Origin of the sequence: Corynebacterium sp. HMSC034H07 (assembly GCF_001815175.1) — a bacterium.
GTDB lineage: Bacteria > Actinomycetota > Actinomycetes > Mycobacteriales > Mycobacteriaceae > Corynebacterium > Corynebacterium hiratae.
This window is the reverse complement of sequence record NZ_KV819530.1, coordinates 295,322-315,838: the sequence shown is the minus strand read 5'-3', so window position 1 is coordinate 315,838 and position 20,517 is coordinate 295,322. Positions and strand designations below refer to the sequence as shown.

General features: G+C 59.7%; 15 protein-coding genes and 2 pseudogenes. 9 read left to right on the top strand and 8 right to left on the bottom strand.

All coding sequences use genetic code 11. From position 1 onward, the window contains the following. Positions 1-231 (bottom strand): annotated as a pseudogene (locus HMPREF3009_RS13085) (HNH endonuclease); the annotation flags it as partial. 114 nt (positions 232-345) lie between these two features. Then, a complete protein-coding gene (gene gndA, locus HMPREF3009_RS08580) occupies positions 346-1,803 on the bottom strand; it encodes an NADP-dependent phosphogluconate dehydrogenase (protein ID WP_070517781.1) in 1,458 nt (485 codons plus the stop codon). Between the two features lie 43 nt (positions 1,804-1,846). Between gndA and HMPREF3009_RS08575 the strand changes: the two genes are divergently transcribed. Further along, positions 1,847-2,293 (top strand): PaaI family thioesterase, encoded by a 447-nt coding sequence (locus tag HMPREF3009_RS08575; RefSeq protein WP_070517782.1) that lies wholly within the window; start codon positions 1,847-1,849, stop codon positions 2,291-2,293. Between the two features lie 3 nt (positions 2,294-2,296). Here HMPREF3009_RS08575 and corA read toward each other — a convergent pair whose 3' ends face one another. Then, complete coding sequence (gene corA / locus HMPREF3009_RS08570) at positions 2,297-3,370, bottom strand: magnesium/cobalt transporter CorA (protein ID WP_070512755.1); 1,074 nt, start codon at positions 3,368-3,370, stop codon at positions 2,297-2,299. A gap of 83 nt (positions 3,371-3,453) precedes the next feature. Between corA and HMPREF3009_RS08565 the strand changes: the two genes are divergently transcribed. Then, positions 3,454-4,056, top strand: a complete 603-nt coding sequence (locus tag HMPREF3009_RS08565; RefSeq protein ID WP_049154651.1) for a class I SAM-dependent methyltransferase — start codon at positions 3,454-3,456, stop codon at positions 4,054-4,056. A 17-nt stretch (positions 4,057-4,073) separates the two neighbouring features. Here HMPREF3009_RS08565 and thiD read toward each other — a convergent pair. Both thiD and HMPREF3009_RS08555 read right to left on the bottom strand, forming a co-directional pair. Further along, a pseudogene (thiD, locus tag HMPREF3009_RS08560) lies at positions 4,074-4,889 on the bottom strand (bifunctional hydroxymethylpyrimidine kinase/phosphomethylpyrimidine kinase); the annotation flags it as partial. A 97-nt stretch (positions 4,890-4,986) separates the two neighbouring features. Further along, positions 4,987-6,330 (bottom strand): NAD(P)/FAD-dependent oxidoreductase, encoded by a 1,344-nt coding sequence (locus tag HMPREF3009_RS08555; protein WP_070681342.1) that lies wholly within the window; start codon positions 6,328-6,330, stop codon positions 4,987-4,989. Positions 6,331-6,516: 186 nt separating this feature from the next. Here HMPREF3009_RS08555 and HMPREF3009_RS08550 point away from each other — a divergent pair, with 186 nt between their 5' ends. From HMPREF3009_RS08550 to HMPREF3009_RS08525, 6 genes are all read left to right on the top strand, one after another. Further along, the gene (locus tag HMPREF3009_RS08550) at positions 6,517-7,809 is read left to right on the top strand and encodes a class I SAM-dependent methyltransferase (RefSeq protein ID WP_070681339.1); all 1,293 of its coding nucleotides are present in this window, start codon (positions 6,517-6,519) and stop codon (positions 7,807-7,809) included. Between the two features lie 56 nt (positions 7,810-7,865). Next, complete coding sequence (locus tag HMPREF3009_RS08545; RefSeq protein ID WP_049154665.1) at positions 7,866-8,588, top strand: glycerophosphodiester phosphodiesterase; 723 nt, start codon at positions 7,866-7,868, stop codon at positions 8,586-8,588. A 234-nt stretch (positions 8,589-8,822) separates the two neighbouring features. Beyond that, a complete protein-coding gene (locus HMPREF3009_RS08540; protein WP_046649375.1) occupies positions 8,823-9,797 on the top strand; it encodes a carbohydrate ABC transporter permease in 975 nt (324 codons plus the stop codon). Then, positions 9,798-10,769: a carbohydrate ABC transporter permease gene (locus tag HMPREF3009_RS08535; RefSeq protein WP_070681336.1), complete on the top strand. Its 972-nt coding sequence runs from the start codon at positions 9,798-9,800 to the stop codon at positions 10,767-10,769. A 71-nt stretch (positions 10,770-10,840) separates the two neighbouring features. Further along, complete coding sequence (locus HMPREF3009_RS08530; protein ID WP_070681333.1) at positions 10,841-12,151, top strand: ABC transporter substrate-binding protein; 1,311 nt, start codon at positions 10,841-10,843, stop codon at positions 12,149-12,151. Positions 12,152-12,177: 26 nt separating this feature from the next. Further along, positions 12,178-13,308: an ABC transporter ATP-binding protein gene (locus HMPREF3009_RS08525; protein WP_049154656.1), complete on the top strand. Its 1,131-nt coding sequence runs from the start codon at positions 12,178-12,180 to the stop codon at positions 13,306-13,308. A 60-nt stretch (positions 13,309-13,368) separates the two neighbouring features. Here HMPREF3009_RS08525 and HMPREF3009_RS08520 read toward each other — a convergent pair whose 3' ends face one another. Then, entirely contained in the window at positions 13,369-16,290 is a 2,922-nt protein-coding gene (locus HMPREF3009_RS08520) for an FAD-binding and (Fe-S)-binding domain-containing protein (RefSeq protein ID WP_070681326.1), read from the bottom strand. Between the two features lie 109 nt (positions 16,291-16,399). Here HMPREF3009_RS08520 and HMPREF3009_RS08515 point away from each other — a divergent pair, with 109 nt between their 5' ends. Beyond that, positions 16,400-17,377, top strand: coding sequence for a bile acid:sodium symporter family protein (locus HMPREF3009_RS08515; RefSeq protein WP_070681325.1), 978 nt, complete (start codon positions 16,400-16,402; stop codon positions 17,375-17,377). A 262-nt stretch (positions 17,378-17,639) separates the two neighbouring features. Here the strand turns inward: HMPREF3009_RS08515 and HMPREF3009_RS08510 are convergent, their stop codons facing one another. Beyond that, positions 17,640-19,010: an MFS transporter gene (locus HMPREF3009_RS08510; protein WP_070681323.1), complete on the bottom strand. Its 1,371-nt coding sequence runs from the start codon at positions 19,008-19,010 to the stop codon at positions 17,640-17,642. Between the two features lie 808 nt (positions 19,011-19,818). Then, complete coding sequence (locus HMPREF3009_RS08505; RefSeq protein ID WP_070511929.1) at positions 19,819-20,517, bottom strand: YceI family protein; 699 nt, start codon at positions 20,515-20,517, stop codon at positions 19,819-19,821.

Sequence of the window (20,517 nt, the reverse complement as noted above, 5' to 3'; positions counted from 1 at the left end):
CAGTGTGAGGGTGCCCAGGCTGTGGCGTTGTTTGAGTGCTGCTTGGCGGGCTTTGCGTTGTTTGCCTGTAAAGCGGGTGGGGCCGAAGTACACCTGGTGCAGGCCAGCAAGCTCGGCAGCATCAAAGGCATCCGCGCCGAGCGCGCGAAGCTCATCGGGTGTGCCAGGTATATGCTCCACCAGCGCAATCCCCGAGTTGCGGAGGCGGAGGTAGGTTTCGATATCCCCCATGGGCACGAAGATTAAACCAGCACCCGCAACCCTGCAACCGGAGGAACAAAACTCCTGGTTAGCGGGGTAGTGGGGCTGGTACGAGAAAAGCCCCTCAGGTGAGGGGCTTGGCAACTACATCTCGGTGAGTGAGCGGTCACCCGACCATTCGATGTGGAAGGTGCCCTCGCGGTCCACGCGCTTGAAGGTGTGGGCGCCGAAGAAATCGCGCTGGCCCTGAATCAAGGCCGCAGGGAGGCGCTCGGCGCGCAGGCTGTCGTAGTAGGACAAAGAAGAAGCAAACACGGGTACCGGCAGCCCCAGCTGGGTGGCAGCCACAACGACGCGACGCCACGGGTCAATCAGGTTTTCCAGCTCACCCTTGAAGTACGGGTCCAGAATGAGGGCCGGAAGGTCGGCGTTATTGTCATAAGCCTCACGGATACGGTCGAGGAACTTCGCGCGAATGATGCAGCCGCCACGCCAGATGGTGGCCAAGTCGCGCGGGTCGACGTTCCAGCCGAACTCGTCCGAACCAGCCTTGATCTCATCAAAGCCCTGAGAATAGGCAATGAGCTTTGCGGCATAGAGCGCACGGCGAACGTCCTCGACGAACTCCGCCTTGTTCACGTTGAGCTCGGTGATCGTACCGGAGGGCAGCTGCCCCTCTTGGGCGGCGGCGCGCTGCGCGGTGGCCGAGGAGAGCGCACGCGCGAACACGGATTCCGCAATGCCGGTGATGGGGACGCCAAGCTCGAGGCCGTTAATGGCAGTCCAGCGGCCGGTGCCCTTCTGGCCGGCGGCGTCCACGATGACGTCGACAAGCGGGGCACCAGTGTCAGGATCGGTTTGCGCCAGCACCTCGGCGGTGATCTCAATGAGGTAGGAGTCCAGGTCGCCGGCATTCCACTCGCGGAAGACCTCAGCGATTTCAGCCGGTTCCATGCCCGCGCCATAGCGAAGGAGCTGGTAGGCCTCGCCGATGACCTGCATGTCGGCGTACTCAATGCCGTTGTGCACCATCTTCACGAAGTGCCCCGCACCATCCGGGCCGATGTGAGTGACACACGGCGTGCCGTCCACCTCAGCAGCGATGGACTCCAGGATCGGCCCCAGAGTTTCCCAGGACTCGGCCGGACCGCCAGGCATGATGGATGGGCCGTTGAGCGCGCCCTCCTCGCCACCGGAGATACCCGCGCCGACGAAGTGACGGCCCTTAGCTGCGACCTCCTTCTCGCGGCGAATGGTGTCCGTGAACAAGGCATTGCCACCGTCGATGATGATGTCGCCCTCATCCATGGCCTCGGTGAGCTGGTTAATGACGGCGTCGGTAGCCGCGCCCGCCTGCACCATGATGATTGCCTTACGCGGGCGCTCCAGGGAGGCCACGAAGTCCTCAACGGTCTCGGAAGGGATGAAGGCTCCTTCATCGCCATGCTCGCTGATGAGCGCGCGCGTCTTCTCCGGGCTGCGGTTGTAGACCGCGACGGTATTTCCGTTGCGGGCAAAGTTGCGCGCGAGGTTGGAGCCCATGACGGCCAGGCCCACAACACCAATCTGAGCGAGATCTGTCTTTTCAGCAGTTTGAGTCATGTCAACCATCCTACGTCACCGAAATCCACTAACCTGGTGTGGCATGAAACACTCTGAAATCTTCGAAAAGCTCGTCGCAGTATCCCAAACACGGCCGCTTAACGCCGAGGAACTGCAGCTCATTAATTCTCACCCGCAGGGCCTAGCCGGGCTCATCGGTTTGCGTTTCACGCGCATTTCCGCTGATGAGATTCGCTCCGAGGTTGACGTTGTTCCGGATCACCACCAGCCCTGGGGCGTGGCGAATGGAGGGCTTTTCTGCACGATTACGGAGTCCACCGCATCTGTGGGCAGCCTGATCCTTGCGGGCAAGCCGGTTGTGGGCGTGAACAACAACACAGATTTCCTCAAGCCCGTTGCCGAAGGCACCGTCACGGCTGTCGCTACGCCGCTGTACAAGGGCCGCCGCACGCAGCTGTGGGAAGTGAAAATCAGCCAGGGCGATGTACTCCTCGCTGCTTCCACGTTGCGCACCATGGTGGTGCAATAATCCCTACAACCAGTTGTTGCGCCGGAACCACCACCACATTCCGGCCACCACCAAGATCATGAGGCCAATTGCCCCGTAATAGCCCCATGCGAAATGCAGCTCCGGCATGATGTCGAAGTTCATTCCATAGATACCTGCTACAAGTGTTGGCGCTGCCCACATGCCAACCACCGCGGAGATCGTGCGCATGTCGGAGTTCTGCTGCATGCTGATCTTGGCCACGGAGGCGTCGATAAGCGAGGTCAAGCGCTCATCGAACCCCGACACGTGGTCCTGGACCACCAGCTGGTGGTCGTTGACGTCGCGGATATAGGAGCGAATCGTCTTCGGAATGAGATCCTTGTGGTCCGCTACCATCGCCCGCAACGCTGGGGAAAGCGGCACGATCGCGTGCTTCATCTCCAAGATTTCGCGCTTGAACATGTAGATACGGTCGATGTTGGGCAGCGAATTCGGAGTGAAGATTTCTTCTTCTAATTCGTCGACCTCGATGGCGATGAGGCGGCAAATCTCCGAATAGCGGTCCACCATCATGTCCAGGATCTTCCACGCCAGCGAAATAGGACCCTGCTCGACGAGGTCTTGCTCATCCTGGATCACATAGGCGAGATTGGGCAGCTTGGCGGAGTGGCGCACCGTGATAATGAACGTGGCACCAATGATCATCTGGATTTCACCAGTGGAGATAATTTGGCGCTTATCGGCGACCTCGTCGTGGTCGCGGTAGTTCACCGACCGTGCCACCACGAAGAGCTGGTCGTCGTAGCGCTCCAGCTTGGGACGCTGGTGCGCCTGGACGACGTCCTCGACGATGAGCTCATGGATGCGGAATTCAGCCGCTACCTTCGTCATCTGCGATTCGAGCGGCTCGTGCAGGCCTACCCACACGAAGCCGCGGCCGTATTCTTCCACGGTTTGCAGCGCGCTGTGCGGGGTAAACTCACCGGGCAGCGCCTCGCCGTCGATGAACACTCGGCAGTGCTCAATGGCACGCTCGACAGGCACGGAAAAACTCGGCGTATTATTGTCCGAAGTGTTTTTCTTGCGTGGCTTGAATGGTGACGGTACAGATGGCATCGTGTCTCAGCCTCCTTCGCTTCGTATAGGCGTTTTATCAGAGCGGCTAAATCTTACACCTCTAAAGGCCTATACTCGTTGTCATGCCTACCTGGAAAGAAGTAACTGCCGCGAACCCCGCCCATTCCCACAACTTTGCACGGAAATGGAAGACGCTGCGGGCCCAGGGTAAGGATATCGACGGGGAAGCCCGGCTTATCGACGCCATGAGTGAACGCCACTCCCGCGTCCTCGACGCCGGCTGCGGTTCCGGACGGCTCGGCGGCGAGTTGGCCAAGCGCGGGCATACCGTAGTGGGCGTGGACGTCGACCCGATTTTGATTGAGCACGCGGTGAATGATTATCCGGAGGCCCGCTGGGAGGTAGGTGACCTTTCGGAAGAGGAAATCCCGGAGGGCAACTTCGACATCGCCGTGGCTGCGGGCAACGTCATGACTTTTATCGCCAACGAAGGGCGCGAGGCGGCCCTGCGCAACGTGTTTAACGCGCTTCGCCCCGGCGGCCGCTTCGTCGTCGGTTTCGGCGAGGGCCGCGGCTGGGGCTTTGAGGAGTTCCTCGAACTGGCCCGCGCGGTGGGCTACCGAGTCGATTTCATTTTCTCCTCGTGGGACATGAAGGTCTTTAAGGAGAACTCCACCTTCATGGTGGCCGTGCTTACTCGTCCAGGTGCCGATCTGCTGGGCTAACTTTGTTTCTCCGCAGCCAGGCGCCGGAGCCGGTGGCCGTGGTCAACGGGCCCGTGTCCGTGTCCGACGTGAAGCGCATCGGCATGCTCAATCGCCTCGTGGAGCCACTCGGTGGCCCAAACCAGTGCTTCGTCGAGGGATTCGCCCGCGCCCAAACGCGCCGCTAGGGCTGAGGACAGCGAGCAGCCCGTGCCGTGCGTGTTCTTCGTATCAATCCGCGGGCAGGGCACGCGCGTGATATCGCCGGAAGGACTTACGGTCGCGTTATCGGCCTCGGCACCATCGAGGTGACCGCCCTTGACTACGACCCAGGTGTCGTTCTCGTGTGCCCACGTGGTTGCGACAGAGAGAGCATCATCAAAGGTGCGCGGTTCTGCTACGCCCGCGAGGACAGCGAGTTCCGGCAGGTTGGGTGTGACCACGGTCGCGCGGCGCGCCAGCTCCCGTACGGCGCGCTCCGCTTCCGGCTCGAGCAGGCGGTCACCGCTGGAGGCGACCATGACCGGATCGCAGACCACCGGCACACCCGCGGGGAGGGAAGCGAGGAAGTCGCTCACCGTTTCGGTGATAGCGACGGATCCCAGCATGCCGATCTTGACGGCGTCGATAGTCACGTCGTCCTTGACGCTTGCCAGCTGCTCACGCAGAAAATCCACCGGTGGGGTGTGGATAGCCCGCACGCCCTGCGTATTCTGCGCAACCAGGGCGGTCACTACGGCCATTCCATAGGCCCCAGCGGCCTCAAAGGACTTGAGGTCGGCGTGAATACCAGCGCCGCCCGTCGGATCGGTGCCGGCGATGCTGAGGACACGGGGCAGCGCAGGTTGGCTCACGGTTTCTCCTTAAGCTTGGCTATTCTTTCGTCTACCGTACATGACTAAAGAAAAAGGAGAGAGGAAATTTCCTCTCTCCTTATAAGACGCGTAAGACCTAGTGGAGGTCGCGGTCAATCACGTTGCGAGCAACGCGCTGCTGCTGGGTGATCTCCAGGTTGCCGCGGTCGCGCGAGAAGGCGTTGAGAATCCAGTGCAGCGCCACGAGGGTACGGCTGCGGAAGCCAACGATGTAGAAGATGTGCAGTCCGAGCCAGGAGATCCAGGCCGGGAAGCCAGCGAACTCGGTCTTGCCCAACTTGACCACTGCGTTGAAGCGGGAAATGACGGCCATGGAGCCCTTGTCGAAGTACTCAAACGGCTCGGCCTCGTTAGCGGTGGACTCCTCATCAATCTTGGCCTCGATGAGCTTGCCCACGTGGTTGCCGCCCTGGATGGCCACCTGGGCCACACCCGGAAGGCGGTTGAGGGAAATCATGTCGCCGACGATGTAGACGTTCTTGTACTCACCAACCGTGAGGTCCTCGTTTACGGAGACGCGGCCGGCCCGGTCTGCCTCCACGCCTGCCTGGTCGGCAATAAGCTTGCCCAGCGGGGAAGCGGCGACACCTGCAGACCAGATCTTGGTCGCAGCCTCGATGGTGACCTCTTCCTCGTTCTTCATGTTCTTGTAGGTGACGGCGTCAGCGGTGACGTCGGTAACCATGGCGTTGAGGCGCACGTCAACGCCCAGCTTCTCCAGGGTGCGCTGAGCCTTGCGGCCGAGGCGCTTGCCAAACGGAGGAAGCACCTGCGGCGCACCATCCAGGAGGTAAATCTTGGCGGAGGAGGAACCAAAGTTGGAGTAGGTGCCAGCGAAGGTGCGCTGGGCCAGCTCCGCGATCTGGCCGGTGAGCTCAACGCCAGTCGGGCCGGCGCCGACGATGACGAAGGTCAGCAGCTTTTCACGCTTGGCAGGATCCTCTTCCAACTCAGCCTTCTCGAAGGCGGAGATGATGCGGGAGCGGATCTCGAGGGCGTCGTCAAGCGTCTTCATGCCCGGCGCGTGCTCGGCAAAGTGGTCGTTGCCGAAGTAGGACTGGCCAGCGCCGGCGGCGACGATGAGGGAGTCGTAGCCGTAGGTGCGAACAGCGCCGTCAAGTTCTGCGGAGACGGTCTGTTCCTTGATATTGATGTCAGTGACTTCGCCGTTGACGAAGTTGACGTTGTCCTGATGGCGCAGGAGCTGACGCGTGGACGGGGCGATTTCGCCGGCGGAAATGACGCCGGTGGCTACCTGGTAGAGCATCGGCTGGAAGAGGTGGTGGTTCTTCTTGTCGATGAGGGTGATCTCAACATCCGCGTTCTTGAGCTTCTTAACGGCGTTGATGCCGCCGAAGCCGGCACCGATAACAACGACGTGGTGGCGGCCGTTACTAGGGCGGTGGGGAGTTTGCGCCATGGTGATTGAATACCTTCCTGAAGAAAGCTTGATTATTTTACCCGAGTCAGTCTAAACCTTTCTAGCGGTACATGCATACTTTATGGGTTATTAACTGGCTTTTTGGGCCGCGCCTCCACCTCTTCGTGGCCCGCTGGTTTTACTCTAAGTAAATACGTGTGTGCGATGAGGAAGGCTGGCTAGAGCGTGTATTCCCACTTGGCATCGATTGACGCTGCGACGTGGCCCGGCGTAGCAACCGTGCCCTCACCGCGTTTGCTGCGCTTTACGGGCGGCCGGACTGAAGCGGAGTTTGCGCAGGCCTGCGCCAAAGCAGGGGTGGAGCTGGAAGGCGAGGAGCCGGATCTGGCTGTGCTTCACGACGCCCTCTTTTCCCGCATCGCCGATTCGGGCTGGCTGGGCCTGGCTGAGTCTTATATGGCAGGGGAGTGGACGACGCCCGATTCCGATCGCTTGGTCAAGGTTCTCCTGCGGCTGTTGGGGGTGGGGTATCGGCCGAAAGCGAAGGAACTGGCGGTCGAGGCGTCGAGCCCCGGCGAGCTGCCCCTCGACGTGGTGAAGCTGTACGCGGGTGACTCCTTGAGCCATTCGGGCGGAATTTTCGCTAGCGGCGTTCCCACCACGGTGCGCGAGGCGGTCCGCAGCTATAGCGCGCGGGTGGGGAGCAAGGAACCCAAGGAGCACTTCGTCGATGTGACGAGCGTGACCGAGCCTACGCACACGGACCGCGAGGACTTGGGTGATGCACAGCGCCGCGCTGCACAGTGGCTTCTCGACGCCACCCGCACCGGCGCCGGCACACATCTTCTGGTGTACCCGGCAACTGGTCTGCAGGTAGCAGTACAAGCCGTAGCCCGGCGCGCCACGGTCGACGTCCTTACGGGCGACACAGAACAGCAGGCGCTGTTCGACGAACAACTGCTTCTCGAAGGCGCCGCCGACTCTGTCCATGTGCAGGGCATCGAAACGGCGTTGCCCAATCCGAAGAAGTGGCGCGGGCGCTATGACGCGATTGTCAGCGTAGAGAAGTTAGAGACGCTATCGCCCCCCGAGCGCCGCCGCTACGTGCAGATGCTGGATCGCTCGCTGGTCAGCGGTGGGCGTGTGGCTGTGGCCTCGTTGTTCGCCACCGACGCGATGACCCCGGCCGCTCGGTCCGCGATTCAGGTTCTGCGCGCCTATATTTGGCCCGGATTGGACTATCCGACGATCGAGGAGACCCACCGACTTTTCGATAGGCGTTCCAACCTGCGCATCATCGCTCAGGCCCACACCGGAAGCCACTACCTGGAAACGCTTCGCTACCAGCGCAGTTTCTTCGATGGGCGGCACCGCGAAGCGGCGGCAGCGGGCTTCGACCAGGTTTTCCGCCGCCTCTGGACCTTCCAGTTCGCTCTCCGCGAGGCGCTGTTCACCTTAGGAATGCTGGATGCCGTGCACGTGGTGGCGACGCACCGCAACCGCGGGGGCCGCCGCTAGCGGTCTACACTGGGCGGCGCCAGAAGCACAACCACTTTGCGGCCCGGAGGGAAAACATGGCAGACCGCACAGGAATTATCGCGCACCGAGGATATAACGGGTGGTTCCCGGAGAACACGTACCGTGCCTTCGAGGAGGCTCTCAAGCTTGATGTGGCCGGTGTGGAGTGCGACGTCAACCTGACCAAGGACGGGGAGGTTGTGGTTATCCACGACCAGACTGTGGATAGGACGTCGGACGGCACAGGCTCTGTCGGTGACATGACGCTGGAGGAGCTGCGCACACTCAACTTTGGTACCGACGAGGATCACCAACGCATTCTGCTTCTCGACGAACTGGTGGACCTCATCGAGTCATCCCCCGGAAAGCAGCTGCTCATCGAGACGAAGCACCCGTCTCCTTTCGGGGCGCGACTCGAAGAATCGGTGGCCGAAGTCCTACGCAACCGACATCTCGATGCCGATCCACGGTTCAGTCTGATTTCCTTTAACCCTGAAGCAATTGCGCGATTCCGAAACCTAGTGCCATCCCTGCGCTCCTTTCTTCTCTTGGAACCGGATGCGGGACTACCAGATTCCCTCGAGGGCGCTTCGGGCTTCGGGCCTTCCATTCGCCAGGCACGGTTGGACGCTGACTTCTTTGCAGACGTCGACAGTCAGTCCTACGTCTGGACGGTGAATTTACCGAAGGACATGGAGTGGTGCCGGAACAATGGGATAGAGCTCATGGCAACGGACTTGCCAGAGCTAGCACTCGACGTTGTGCGCTCAGCGAGTTAACGCCAAGCTACGCCCGTGGCCGTTGTGTTCATGCCCGAAAAGGTCTAGCTGGAAAGATGGTGGCGCTTTCTTGCCCGGGAGTTTCTATGGAGTTCTTTCTCCCGTGCTTTGTGTGACGTTCCCCACGCACAGGGTGGGCTTTTGGGGGCTAAGCCCCTGGAATTTTCTTTTTGTTTACTCAATCAAAACGTTGAGTAAACCTTCTGTTTACTGCCTTGGTCTAGTTTCTTCTGCATGGCAAAAACCATCCCCGCGAGCGGGCGAACGGCTGCGATCCCTCCTGTTAACGAGAAGCCGATCGTCTCCGAGGAGTACGCGCGCCACCCACGCAAGCGAAAGCTTGACTGGCGCCAGATCGGCCTAGCGGCATTGCTGATTGGCCCGAACCTTCTCCTTCTCATTCTTTTCACCTATCGACCACTGGTCGATAACATCCGCATCTCTTTCTTTAACTGGAATATTTCATCGCCGACGATGACTTTTGTCGGTCTGCAGAACTACATCGACTGGTTCCAGGCGCCAGATACTGGACGCGTGGTGTTCAACACTGTCGTCTTCACCTTCTTCGCGGTGGTCGGTTCGATGGTTCTGGGGCTAGCGCTGGCATTGCTTCTGGATCAGAAACTGTTTGGCCGTGCGGCTGTGCGCTCAATGGTTTTCGCGCCCTATGTCATCGCTGGCGCGGCGATTGGCGTTGCCTTTCAGTTCGTCTTCGATCCTAACTACGGGCTCATTCAATACTTTTTGGGTCTTATCGGGGTCGATGTGCCGAACTTCTACCAGCAGCAGAACTGGGCATTGTTCATGATTACGGTGACCTACGTGTGGAAGAACGTGGGCTACGTTTTCGTCATCTATCTTGCTGCCCTGCAGGGGCGCCGCCGCGACCTCGATGAGGCCTCTGAGATTGACGGCACCCCGGCCGTGCGACATTTCTTCCGCGTGGTCCTGCCACAGCTTCGCGGTACCACGTTTTTCCTGTTAATCACTGTGCTGCTCAATTCCTTCCAGGTCTTCGACATCATCAACGCGATGACCGGCGGTGGACCGTTTGGTTACGGAACCTCCACGATGGTTTTCCAGGTGTACCAAGAGACGTTCATCAACAACCGTGCCGGCTATGGCGCTGCCGTGGCCACCATCATGTTCCTCGTCGTGCTTGTCATTACGGTGCTGCAGATCAAGTTGCAGGAAAGGATGGATAAGTAAATGTCCGAAAAACGCGCAATTCCGGCTTCCATCAAGGTAGGGCTCCCGCAAGCAAAAGGAGAGCTGCCACCGGTTCCTGGTTCGCAGTCCCTCGCAGCACCAGTCATCACCGAGACCCAACGCAAGCGTAAAGGTGAGCCGGTTGATCACGGTCATCCAGCAACGAAGGTCGTCGGCTACATTGCCTTGGTACTGACAGTGCTGATGATTATGGTGCCGCTGTACTTCATCTTCATCACCAGCTTTAAGTCTTTCCAGGATGTGTATTCGGATCCGATTTCCTTCTGGCCTAATCCTTTTAAGGCAGAAAACTATTCCTATGTCTGGCAGACTTCTGGCTTTTCGAGCTACCTGAGAAACTCCATCATCATCACGCTGATTCTCACGGTGGTGGAGGTAGTCCTCGGAGTGCTGACTGCCTATGCCTTCGCATTCATTCGCTTCCCCGGCCGGAATCTGCTGTTCTTGCTCATCATCGCCTCGTTGATGGTGCCCAACCAGATCACCATTATTTCCAATTACTCGCTGGTTGCGTCATGGGGTTGGAGAGACACCTACGCCGGAGTCATCATCCCGTTGGCGGGCGTGGCGTTCGGTGCCTTCCTCATGCGCAATCACTTCCAATCATTGCCGCCGGAGATTCTCGAGGCCGCGCGCATGGACGGGGCAGGATTCTTCACAACCTTGTTCCGAGTGGTCCTGCCCATGTCGTGGCCAACGCTGTCCGCGTTCGTCCTGATCACCGTGGTCAATGAGTGGAACCAATACCTGTGGCCCTTCCTGATTACGGATACACCGGCTGCAGCCACCCTTCCGGTGGGCCTGACCCGCTTGCAGGATGCGGAAGGCGTGACCAACTGGGCGCCGGTGATGGCCGGCACAGTGCTGACAACCCTGCCCATGATCATCATCTTCCTCATACTCCAGAAGCCGATGATTAAGGGCCTGACTGCTGGAGCAGTCAAGGGCTAGCCTGCCTGCTATCCCGACGCCCAACTCGAACAAGTCCCCTGAACTCTTCACTTCTCAAGGAGAACCTCCCCATGTCTCGTAAGATTTCTACTCGTATCGTTGCCGTCTGCGCGGCACTTCTCACCACAGCGTCCTTGACCGCCTGTGCAGGTGGTTCGACCACCGCAGGGAACGACTCAAAGGACGGCGGAGACGCCAACACCATCACCTTCTGGTCCAACCACCCGGGTTCTTCCCGTGACATAGAGCAAGAGCTCATTGATGAGTTCGAGAAGGAGAACCCAGATCTGAAGGTCGAACTGGTTACCGCAGGTTCCAACTACGAGGAAGTTGCACAGCGCTTCAACGCTGCCCTCGCAGGTGGCGACCTTCCCGACGTCCTCGTTGCTTCTGACGTCACGTGGTTCAACTTCGCGCTGAATGAGGCCACGACGCCGCTCGATGAGCTGTGGGAGATGAACGACATTGACTATGAGAGCTACGTCGACACCCTGCGCGAAGACTACAACTACAAGGACAAGCACTACGGCGTTCCGTACTCCCGATCCACGAACCTGATGTACTGGAACACCGATGACCTCAAGGCAGCTGGACTTCCTACCGACCGTGGCCCGAAGGACTGGGAAGAATTCGACGAGTGGGCCACCAAGATCAAGGACAAGCTCGACAAGCCGGCCGTCACCGTTCCGGATGGATCCAACTACCTCGACTGGTACTTCCAAGGCATGATTTGGGCCTTCGGTGGCTCTTACTCTGATGAGTGGGAACCGAACTTTACGTCGAAGGAGTCCATCGAGGCTGGCAAGTTCTTGCAGGACCAGGTCAAGGCCGGTCACATCGAAATCTCCACTGACCCGACCGTAGCCTTCGGCTCTGGCAAAGCCTCTGGACTGCTGGAGTCCACTGGTTCTCTGGGCGGGCTGAAGGAGACGGCGACGATTCCATTCATCACCACCTACCTGCCAGGCCCTGGTCCTTCGGCAGCCACCGGTGGTGCTGGTCTGGCAGTGCCGGCTGGAATCTCTGACGAGCGCAAGGCTAACGCGGTCAAGTTCATTGACTTCCTGACGAACACCGAGAACACGATCAAGTTCTCCCAGAAGACGGGCTACATGCCGGTGCGCAAGGACGCCCTGGATGATCCGGAGGAGAAGAAGTTCTTGGAGGAGAACCCGAACGCCCAGACGGCAATCGAGCAGCTCAACGAGAACACCAAGCCGCAGGATTACGCTCGCGTCTTCGTGCCGGGCGGCGGACAGCGCATCGGTGGTGTTCTCGACCGCATCACTGTGGGCAATGAGGATGTGGAGTCCGCATTCGGCGACCTGCAGAAGGAGACGCAGAGCGTTATCGACCGCGACATCACCCCGAAGCTCAAGTAACACTTCGGATCGTTTGAAAGGACACCATGGCTACTGTTGAATTCCGTCAGGCTTCCAGGATTTATGACCCGAAAAAGCCACCGGCGGTCAGCCGCATTAACCTCGATATCAAGGACGGCGAGTTTCTAGTACTCGTCGGACCGTCTGGTTGCGGCAAGTCCACGACATTGCGCATGCTCGCTGGCCTTGAGCCAATCGACGAAGGCCAGATCTTCATCGACGGGGCCGACGTTACCGAGACCCGCTCGCGGGACCGCGATGTAGCCATGGTGTTCCAGTCCTATGCGCTGTACCCCAACATGACAGCACGTCAGAACATGGCGTTTGCATTGCAAAATGCCAAGGTGGATAAGGCAACCATCGAAGAGCGCGTGAGCTTCGCTGCGAAAATGCTGGAGCTGGAGGACCTTATCGATCGCAAGCCCTCCGCAATGTCGGGTGGCCAGCGCCAGCGTGTGGCCATGGGGCGCGCTATCGTGCGCCAGCCCAAAGTCTTTCTCATGGATGAGCCCCTCTCCAACCTGGATGCGAAGCTCCGCGTATCCACGCGTGCGCAGATCCTTCAACTGCAGCGCGAGCTCAACACCACCACGGTCTATGTCACCCACGACCAAACTGAGGCAATGACCATGGGGGATCGCGTGTGTGTCCTCAAACAGGGCATTATTCAGCAGGTCGCCCCACCTAAAACACTGTATGAGAACCCCGGTAATTCCTTCGTCGCGACGTTCATCGGTTCGCCGGCTATGACTCTCATCGACAACGTCCCCTTCGTTGACGGTCGCGTTGTCAGCGGCAAAGACCAGGCGCTGGACTACTACATGCCACAGGAACAGGCCGCGAAGGTGGGAGCGGATCACGTCCTCGTTGGTGTGCGCCCAGAGAATTGGGAAATCATCGGCGTCAACCAACCAGGTGAAGAGTATGGGATACCGGTTAGGGTCGATATTGTGGAGCACTTAGGCTCCGAGCTGTACGTCTATGGTGGCCGCGAAGAGTCGGCCAATGACGGGACCGTGGTCCGCGGTGACCGCATCACGGTGAAGGTGCCGCGCGGCATTGACGTGCACCAAGGCGACACGATCTACCTGCGCCCGATGAAGGGCGGGTGCGTGTTTTTCGCCCCGGACACCGAAATCAATTACGACTATCTCTAACCCGATCTGTTGCGCCGGTGGCAGAGCTCCCGCTGAGGAGTATTGCCACCGGCGCGTTGCTTATGGAGTGACGACCGGACGGGAGGCCCGCTCCAACAGCACTGCGATTGATTCATAGGTCCGCCCGGAGATCATCTCCAGGCCCATCTCGCAGGTGCGGTTATCGGAGACGAAGGCGTCGAAGTGCTCCGCGTCGAGTGAAGCACGCTCCTCGCGCGTGGCGGACTCGACGAGCTCCGGGTGCAGCATGACGCGGTCACCGGCGGAGCCACAGCACATCGCGCCCTCTGGGACTTTGGCAGAACCGCAGAGGTTCGCCAGGTCAACCAGGGCCTGGCTCATGCCCATGTGGTCAGTCGAGCAAGTTGGGTGGACAGCGATGGAGCCCATGTTTTTCACGATGGGCAGGTGCGGGGCGATTTCATCACGGAGCCATTCCACGACATCGAGGATGCGCAGATCCTCCCAAAGCTTGCGGTCGGCAGGGGAGAGCACCTCAGGAACCGAATCGAGCAACCCGTGGGTGCAGCTGGCAGCATCGACCACGATGGGCAGCTGGCCGTGCTCCGACCAGTGCCAGAGGTCGCGCACAATCTTTTGAGCTTGGTACTCAAACCCTTCCTTGTAGCCCTTGGAGGACCACGGTGTGCCACAGCAATCGCCGGCGACATCCTCGGGGATCCACACCGGCTGGCCAGCCCGGCGTCCCAGTTCCACGATGGCGCGCGGGAGATCGACCGAATCCTTAGCCGCTCCGGCTGGGCGGCCGAAGATGCGGTTGATGCAGGCAGGGAAGTAGAGCGCGCCAGCGCCCTCGCGCGGGGTTTCCGGCAGACGCGATGCGGCCTGCGGAAGCGGCCCCGGGACGGTGGGCAGCAAGTCCGGTGCTACCACGTTACGTGCCATGTTGGCGCCCAGCTCGAGGGGCTTGTGGGGAATCTTGTTGGCGGAGATGATGCCAGCGCGGGCAAGCCTTTCCACCAACTCCCAACGCTGTGCCGTCGTCAGTGCCACCTTCTCGCGGGCCGGGGTGGCCTGCTGGGCGCGCAGCTGCTTCATCACTGCGCCGGTGTCGATGCTAATCGGGCAGGGGATAGAGCAGGTGCCGTCGGCGGCGCACATGTCGACGGCGTCGTACTGATACTCCTTCTGCAGCTGCGCCAAGACCTCCGAGCCTTCTTCCTGCCGGGCCATCTCGCGGCGCAGCACGATGCGCTGGCGCGGGGTCACCGTGGCGTGGCGGGAGGGGCAGACAGGCTCACAGAAACCGCATTCCACACACGGGTTGATCTCATCCTCGACCTTGGGAAAGGACTTGAAGTTGCGTAGGTGGATGGTCTGGTCCCGGGTGAGCTTCACGTTCGGTGCCAGGATGCCCTTGGGATCGATCATGTTCTTGACCTCCCAGAACAGCTCGAAGGCCTCCGTGCCCCACTCGTGCTCCAGGAAGGGGGCCATGTTCACGCCGGTGCCGTGCTCGGCCTTCATCGAGCCCTGGTACTTGTCAATGACCAGCTCGGCCAAATCATCCAAGAACGCGGCATAGGATTCGCGCTCCTCCTCAACGTCGAAGCGCGGGGTAAAGAAGAAGTGCAGGTTGCCAAAAGCAGCGTGGCCCATGACCGACTCCGGGTAGCCGTACTTGGCCTGCAAGTCCAACAGGTCCGCTGCGGCCTCACCGACCTGGGAAGGCGGGAAGCAGACATCCTCGGTGATGTACGCCGTGCCGTTCGGACGGTCCGCGCCCAGCAGGCCGTAGAGACCATTGCGTAGCTCCCACGCGCCGCGCATACCTTCTGCGGTGGTGAGAAATTCGAGGGGGCGCAGTAGTGGGGCGTCGGCAAGCACGGTGCGTAGGCGATCCATGGCCTTGTCCAAGTTCTCCTCGTCGCTGCCGCCGACCTCGACGAGGAGTGCTGCGGCGTCATCATTGAGGTTGCGCCACGATTCCGGCGCGTGCGCATAGTGCTCGGCGGAACGGCGCATGACCGGGGCAACCAGAAGCTCGCAGGCCTCCGCGCCTGTCTCCATGATGGGGTGCACGTAGTTTGCGGCATCGCGGAGGTTGGGCAGCTCGACCCAGGTCGTGGCCTTTACGCGCGGAAGCTTCACCGTGCGGATGACGGATTCCGTGATGGCGCCGAAGATGCCCTCGGAGCCGATGAGCAGGCGCTTGAGGATGTGCACGGGCTCATCCTCATCGAGGAAGGCATCAATTCGCAGTCCATTGGTGTTGCGAATAGAGAACTTAGTGCGCAGGAACTTCACCATCTCGGTGTTGGCGCGCAGCTTATCGCGGAAGGCCAGAAGATCGGCGTGGAGCTTCGGCTCCTGCTTGCGGAAGGCCTCGTCCCCACGAGACGTATCCACGATGGTGCCAGAAGGCAAGACGAAGATCAGCTCTTCGATGCTGTGGTAGCTGTCGCGTTCCAAGGAGCAGCGCATGCCGCCGGAGTTATCGGCCAGCACGCCACCGATGGTGCACACGGACGTGGATCCCGGGTCTGGCCCCAGCATGAAGCCATGGCGGGAGAGTACTGCTTGGGCATCGCCCAAGATGACGCCGGGGCGCGACCACAGCTTGCGGCCTTCCTCGCGCACTTCCATGCCGCCGAAGTGGGTCTTGACATCGACGAGGATGTCATCGCCCATGGCCTGGCCGTTCAGCGACGTTCCTGCTGCGCGGAAGGTCATGTGGCGATCGTGGGTATCGCAGTACTTCATGAGCGCAGCGAGGTCCGCTGCGTTGCGCGGGGAAACCACGATGTTCGGGATGGATCGGTAGGGACCGGCATCGGAGGAGAAGCGCACGAGGTCGCTGAGTCGGCCGTGCACGTTTTCTGCGCCGACGATGGCTTCCATGTCCGCAACCAGCTCGGCGGGGGAGCCGTGGCGGTAGCGCTCGGAAACGGCGTCGGCCTGGCTGGTAGCGCCGGCCGGGCGTGAGAAACGAGAGGAATCGGGGCTTAGTAGCTTGGACATATTTCTAATCTATCGCTTGACAGTAAATCTCGACCAAACTGGGTACGTGAGGTTCATCATATGGGATACTCAATTCATATAGTGAGACACATTCTGGAAAGGAAACACTATGACGAACCTGCGCACAGAAGGGGAGACTGGCGAGAAACTCGCCGTCTACATCTTTCCCATCGTTATTGTTGCCTGCGCCATTGTCGCCTTTTTGAGCCCCAGCACCTTTGAGCCGGTGGGGCAGTACACCTCGGAATTGCTCATGGTCATCATGTTTTCCATGGGGCTTACCCTGACGATTCCGGACCTGGCCCTGGTGGCGAAGCGTCCGTTACCCATCTTCTTGGGCGTTCTCTGTCAGTTTGCCATCATGCCGACGAGTGCCGTGCTCGTGGCTAAACTGTTAGGGCTTTCCGACGCCGCCACCGTCGGCCTCATCCTTCTCGGGTCTGTGCCCGGCGGTACGGCCTCCAACGTGATGGCTTACCTAGCCAAGGGTGATGTGGCGCTGTCGGTGGCGATGACCTCGGTATCCACGCTGGTCTCGCCGATCATGACACCGCTGCTCATGCTGTGGTTGGCGGGGCAGACCGCGGAGGTCGATGGTGCCGGCATGATGTGGTCGCTGGTCCAGACCGTCCTCATCCCGGTAGGCCTGGGTCTGCTGCTGCGCGTGATTGCAAACAAGGCGGTAGACAAGGTGCTGCCGGCTTTGCCGTGGGTGGCCATCGCCGGCATCGGAGGCGTTGTCACAGCGGTGGTGTCGAAATCGCAAGATAAGCTGATCACCGTTGGTCTCGTCGTGTTTATCGGCGTGGCTATCCAGAACCTCATCGGATTCCTCTTTGGGTACTACATGGCCAAGCTAGCCCGCCAGCGCGAGGCGGCGGCGCGCACCACAGCAATTGAAGTGGCGACCCAGAACTCCGGACTCGCCTCGGCATTGGCGTTGCAGTTCTTTACCCCGGAGGCAGCGCTGCCGGGTGTGGTTGCTGCAGTGTGGGCCAACGTCACTGGCGCAGTCTTCTCCGCCATCGTGCGCCGCAAGCCCATCGAGGACGAGGCGGAATCCAGTAAAACTGCGGTTTCTGTGTAGAAGGTTGCCCATCCGGGCAACTAGCTCCGCATAGGTGGTTGGCACATGTTTGCCGGCCACCTTTTCTGTTTGTGCAGACCTGGAAGTGCATTCATGCAGGTGGTCGTCGTCAAGCGCCCAGGCAGTGCTTTGCGACGACCAGCGAGTCTGTACTTCCAGGTCTGCACTTTTGAAGGCGGCGGGGTACGGTGCGACAAAAAATCTCCCCGCCCTTCGGTGAGCAACACCGGAAGGAGACGGGGAGATGCTTGTGTCTGAAGACCTAAACCTGGGAAAGATCCTGGTCCTTCAGCTCCTGCATCATGAGGATAGCGATGAGGGAGATGAAGCAGACGATGATGAGGTAATAGCCCACGTAGCTCACGTTAAAGGCGCTGACCAGCCACGTAGCGATGAACGGGGCCACGGCGGCACCCAGGATAGAAGAGACGTTGTACGCGATGCCGGAACCGGTGTAGCGGACGTTAGTGGGGAAGAGCTCCGGCAAGACAGCCGACATGGGGCCGAAGATGAGGCCCATGATGAACATGCCGACGAGCAAGAAGCCGAGGACCGAGTTGCGGTCAGCGTGTTCGATGCCGAGGAAGAAGGGGAAGCTGAAACCGAAGGTAATCATGATGAGTGAGGTCACGACCAGGATCGGCTTGCGGCCATACCTATCCGACAGCATGGAAGATACGGGAATGCCGATGATGAACATGAAGATAGAGATCAGCTGGATCTCCAGGAATTCCAGGTAGGGGATTCCCAAACCCAGCCCCTGGGATTTATCGCCGATACCGTAGGAGAGAATCCAGGTGGTGACTAGGTAGAACAGCGTGTAACAGGAGACTATGACGAAGGTACCGATGATCATCGGCTTCCAGGCAGTGCGGAAAGCCTCCACCATGGGGGTCTTGACCTTCTTGCCTTCGTCTACTGCCTGCTGGAAGACAGGTGTTTCCTCCAGGCGCAGGCGGACGTAGAGGCCAATGAGGACCATGACAGCGGAGGCGAGGAAGGGCAAGCGCCAGCCCCATTCCATGAAGGTGCCGGTCGTGTCGCCGCGGGAGTAATCCATGGTCGCAACCAGAGTCAGGAAGAAGCCATTGGCGAGCAAGAACCCGAAAGGTGCGCCGAACTGCGGCCACATGGCGGCGGAAGCGCGCTTGCCTTCCTCGGCGGTCTCGGAAGCCAGCAAAGCTGCACCGGACCATTCGCCGCCCAAGCCCAAACCCTGGCAGAAGCGCATCAGGGCCAACAGGGCAGGCGCGATGATGCCCGCGGTCTGGTACGTGGGGAGGACGCCGATGATGAAGGTAGCAATGCCCATCGTCAGGAGTGCACCCACGAGGGTGGCCTTGCGGCCGATGCGATCGCCAAAGTGTCCAAAGAGCACTGAGCCCAGTGGCCGGGCAATGAAGGCCAGGCCGAAGGTGGCAAAGGACTGGAGCAGGGCAACGGTGGGGTCCTCGGTCTTCGGGAAGAAGAGGAAAGGAAAGACGGCTACGGCTGCCGTGGCATAAATATAGAAGTCATAGAACTCGATGGTCGTACCAATGGTCGATGCCACGGCCACACGCACGCGGTCACGTTTTGTGAGCTGCTGTGCTGGGGCCGCTGTCTTTGGCGGCGTGGTGCTGACGGCGGTCATGTGGGAAGCGCCCTCCTTGATAATTTCAATAGAGTGATTGATTATGTGGGAAACATTACCGTCCCATAGATTGAAATCCAACTCTCACCACATGATAAATTTGCGAGAACTGGGAAGAGGTTGACATGTTGTGGTGCTGTGGCCGTGACTATTGGGCGGGGAGGGTGCGCAAATACAATCTGACATAATGTACATTATCGGACAATAACTTGTGCAGCGGGCGGCGTGACTTCGCATCTCCCATCTCTGAGCTCGCATGGATCTATGCTCAGGCCTTGACGGCGCGACCCTTGCTGAGTCATGGGCGCCGGCGGAGCCATGTGTGTGTTGCGCGTACTCAACTAGCTCTTGATGCTTTACTCCGAGTTGCCTGTCCTGTCCCGGAAGTTCAAGCCTTCAGCTCATTTGGGCGACTTCTTTGTTCGCTGCCTTCCGGGCGGCTTTCCCGTGCGTCATGCGATGGTCGGAGAACTGTCATGTGTGCAAGTGGAATATTCGTGGTGACGCCTTTAGATCTGGGCCGATCTGCGCCTCCCTAGCCGTCCTTGGAGCGACCCCTTTTAAGGCACAATATAGTCACTGTTACGTAATGGTGCGGTATTTGGGGGGAGTCCATCGGAGAACTGTTTTAGCGCCGTTGGTAAGCCATCACCAGCTGCACCACGGTGAGAGCTACAAGCACTACAGAAAACGCTGCCAGAAGCTTCGTCCCCTGAAACCAGATGAAAATACCGAACCCTGCGAGTACTACGAGACGCACCCACAGGACAGGAATAAGATGCTGATAATTCATGACTGACCGGATGCGTTACTTCTCGAGGGTAACGCGAACGTTAACGTCGCCGACCTCAGAGATCTTCGCGGCGATCATCTCCGGGGCTTCGACGCCGAATTCAAGGCGGTTAATCGGAATATCGCCGCCCAAAATAATGGTGTCGCCATCGCGGACTACCTGGAAGTCCTGTGTCACGTTCTTGGTCTCGCCGTGGATGGTCAAGTCACCAGTCAGCGGCACGGTGACCAATGAGCCGTCGTCAGGCACAGCGGAGACATCTGCCGGCTCGGTCAACGTGAAGGTCGACTCTGGGTACTTCGTTACCTCAAAGAGCTTCGACTTCATGTTCTGATCGCGCACCTTCTTGTCCGTGGTCAGGCTCGCCATGTCCACGGTGATGCTGGCTTCCTCAACGACCTCGTCCTTGATGGTTGCCTGGCCCGTGACATGCTTGGTGGAGCCAGACGTCGTGCGCTTATCCGCCGGCAGGATCTCGTCGATGGTAAACCCAGCTGAGGTGTAGTTGTAGGCCGAACCTTGCACCACGTGCCATTCGCCATCAACGTCCGTTGTTGCGGCATGGACCTTATCCGCGTTGATCGGTTCGGTCTTCACACCGCGGCCCATGATCACCGAAAATGCTAGCGGTCCAAGGGCCAGCGCTGACGAGGCCAGAATCAGGACCACGAAGATACTGACAATCAGTTTGCGGTTACCCAATACAGATTTCAT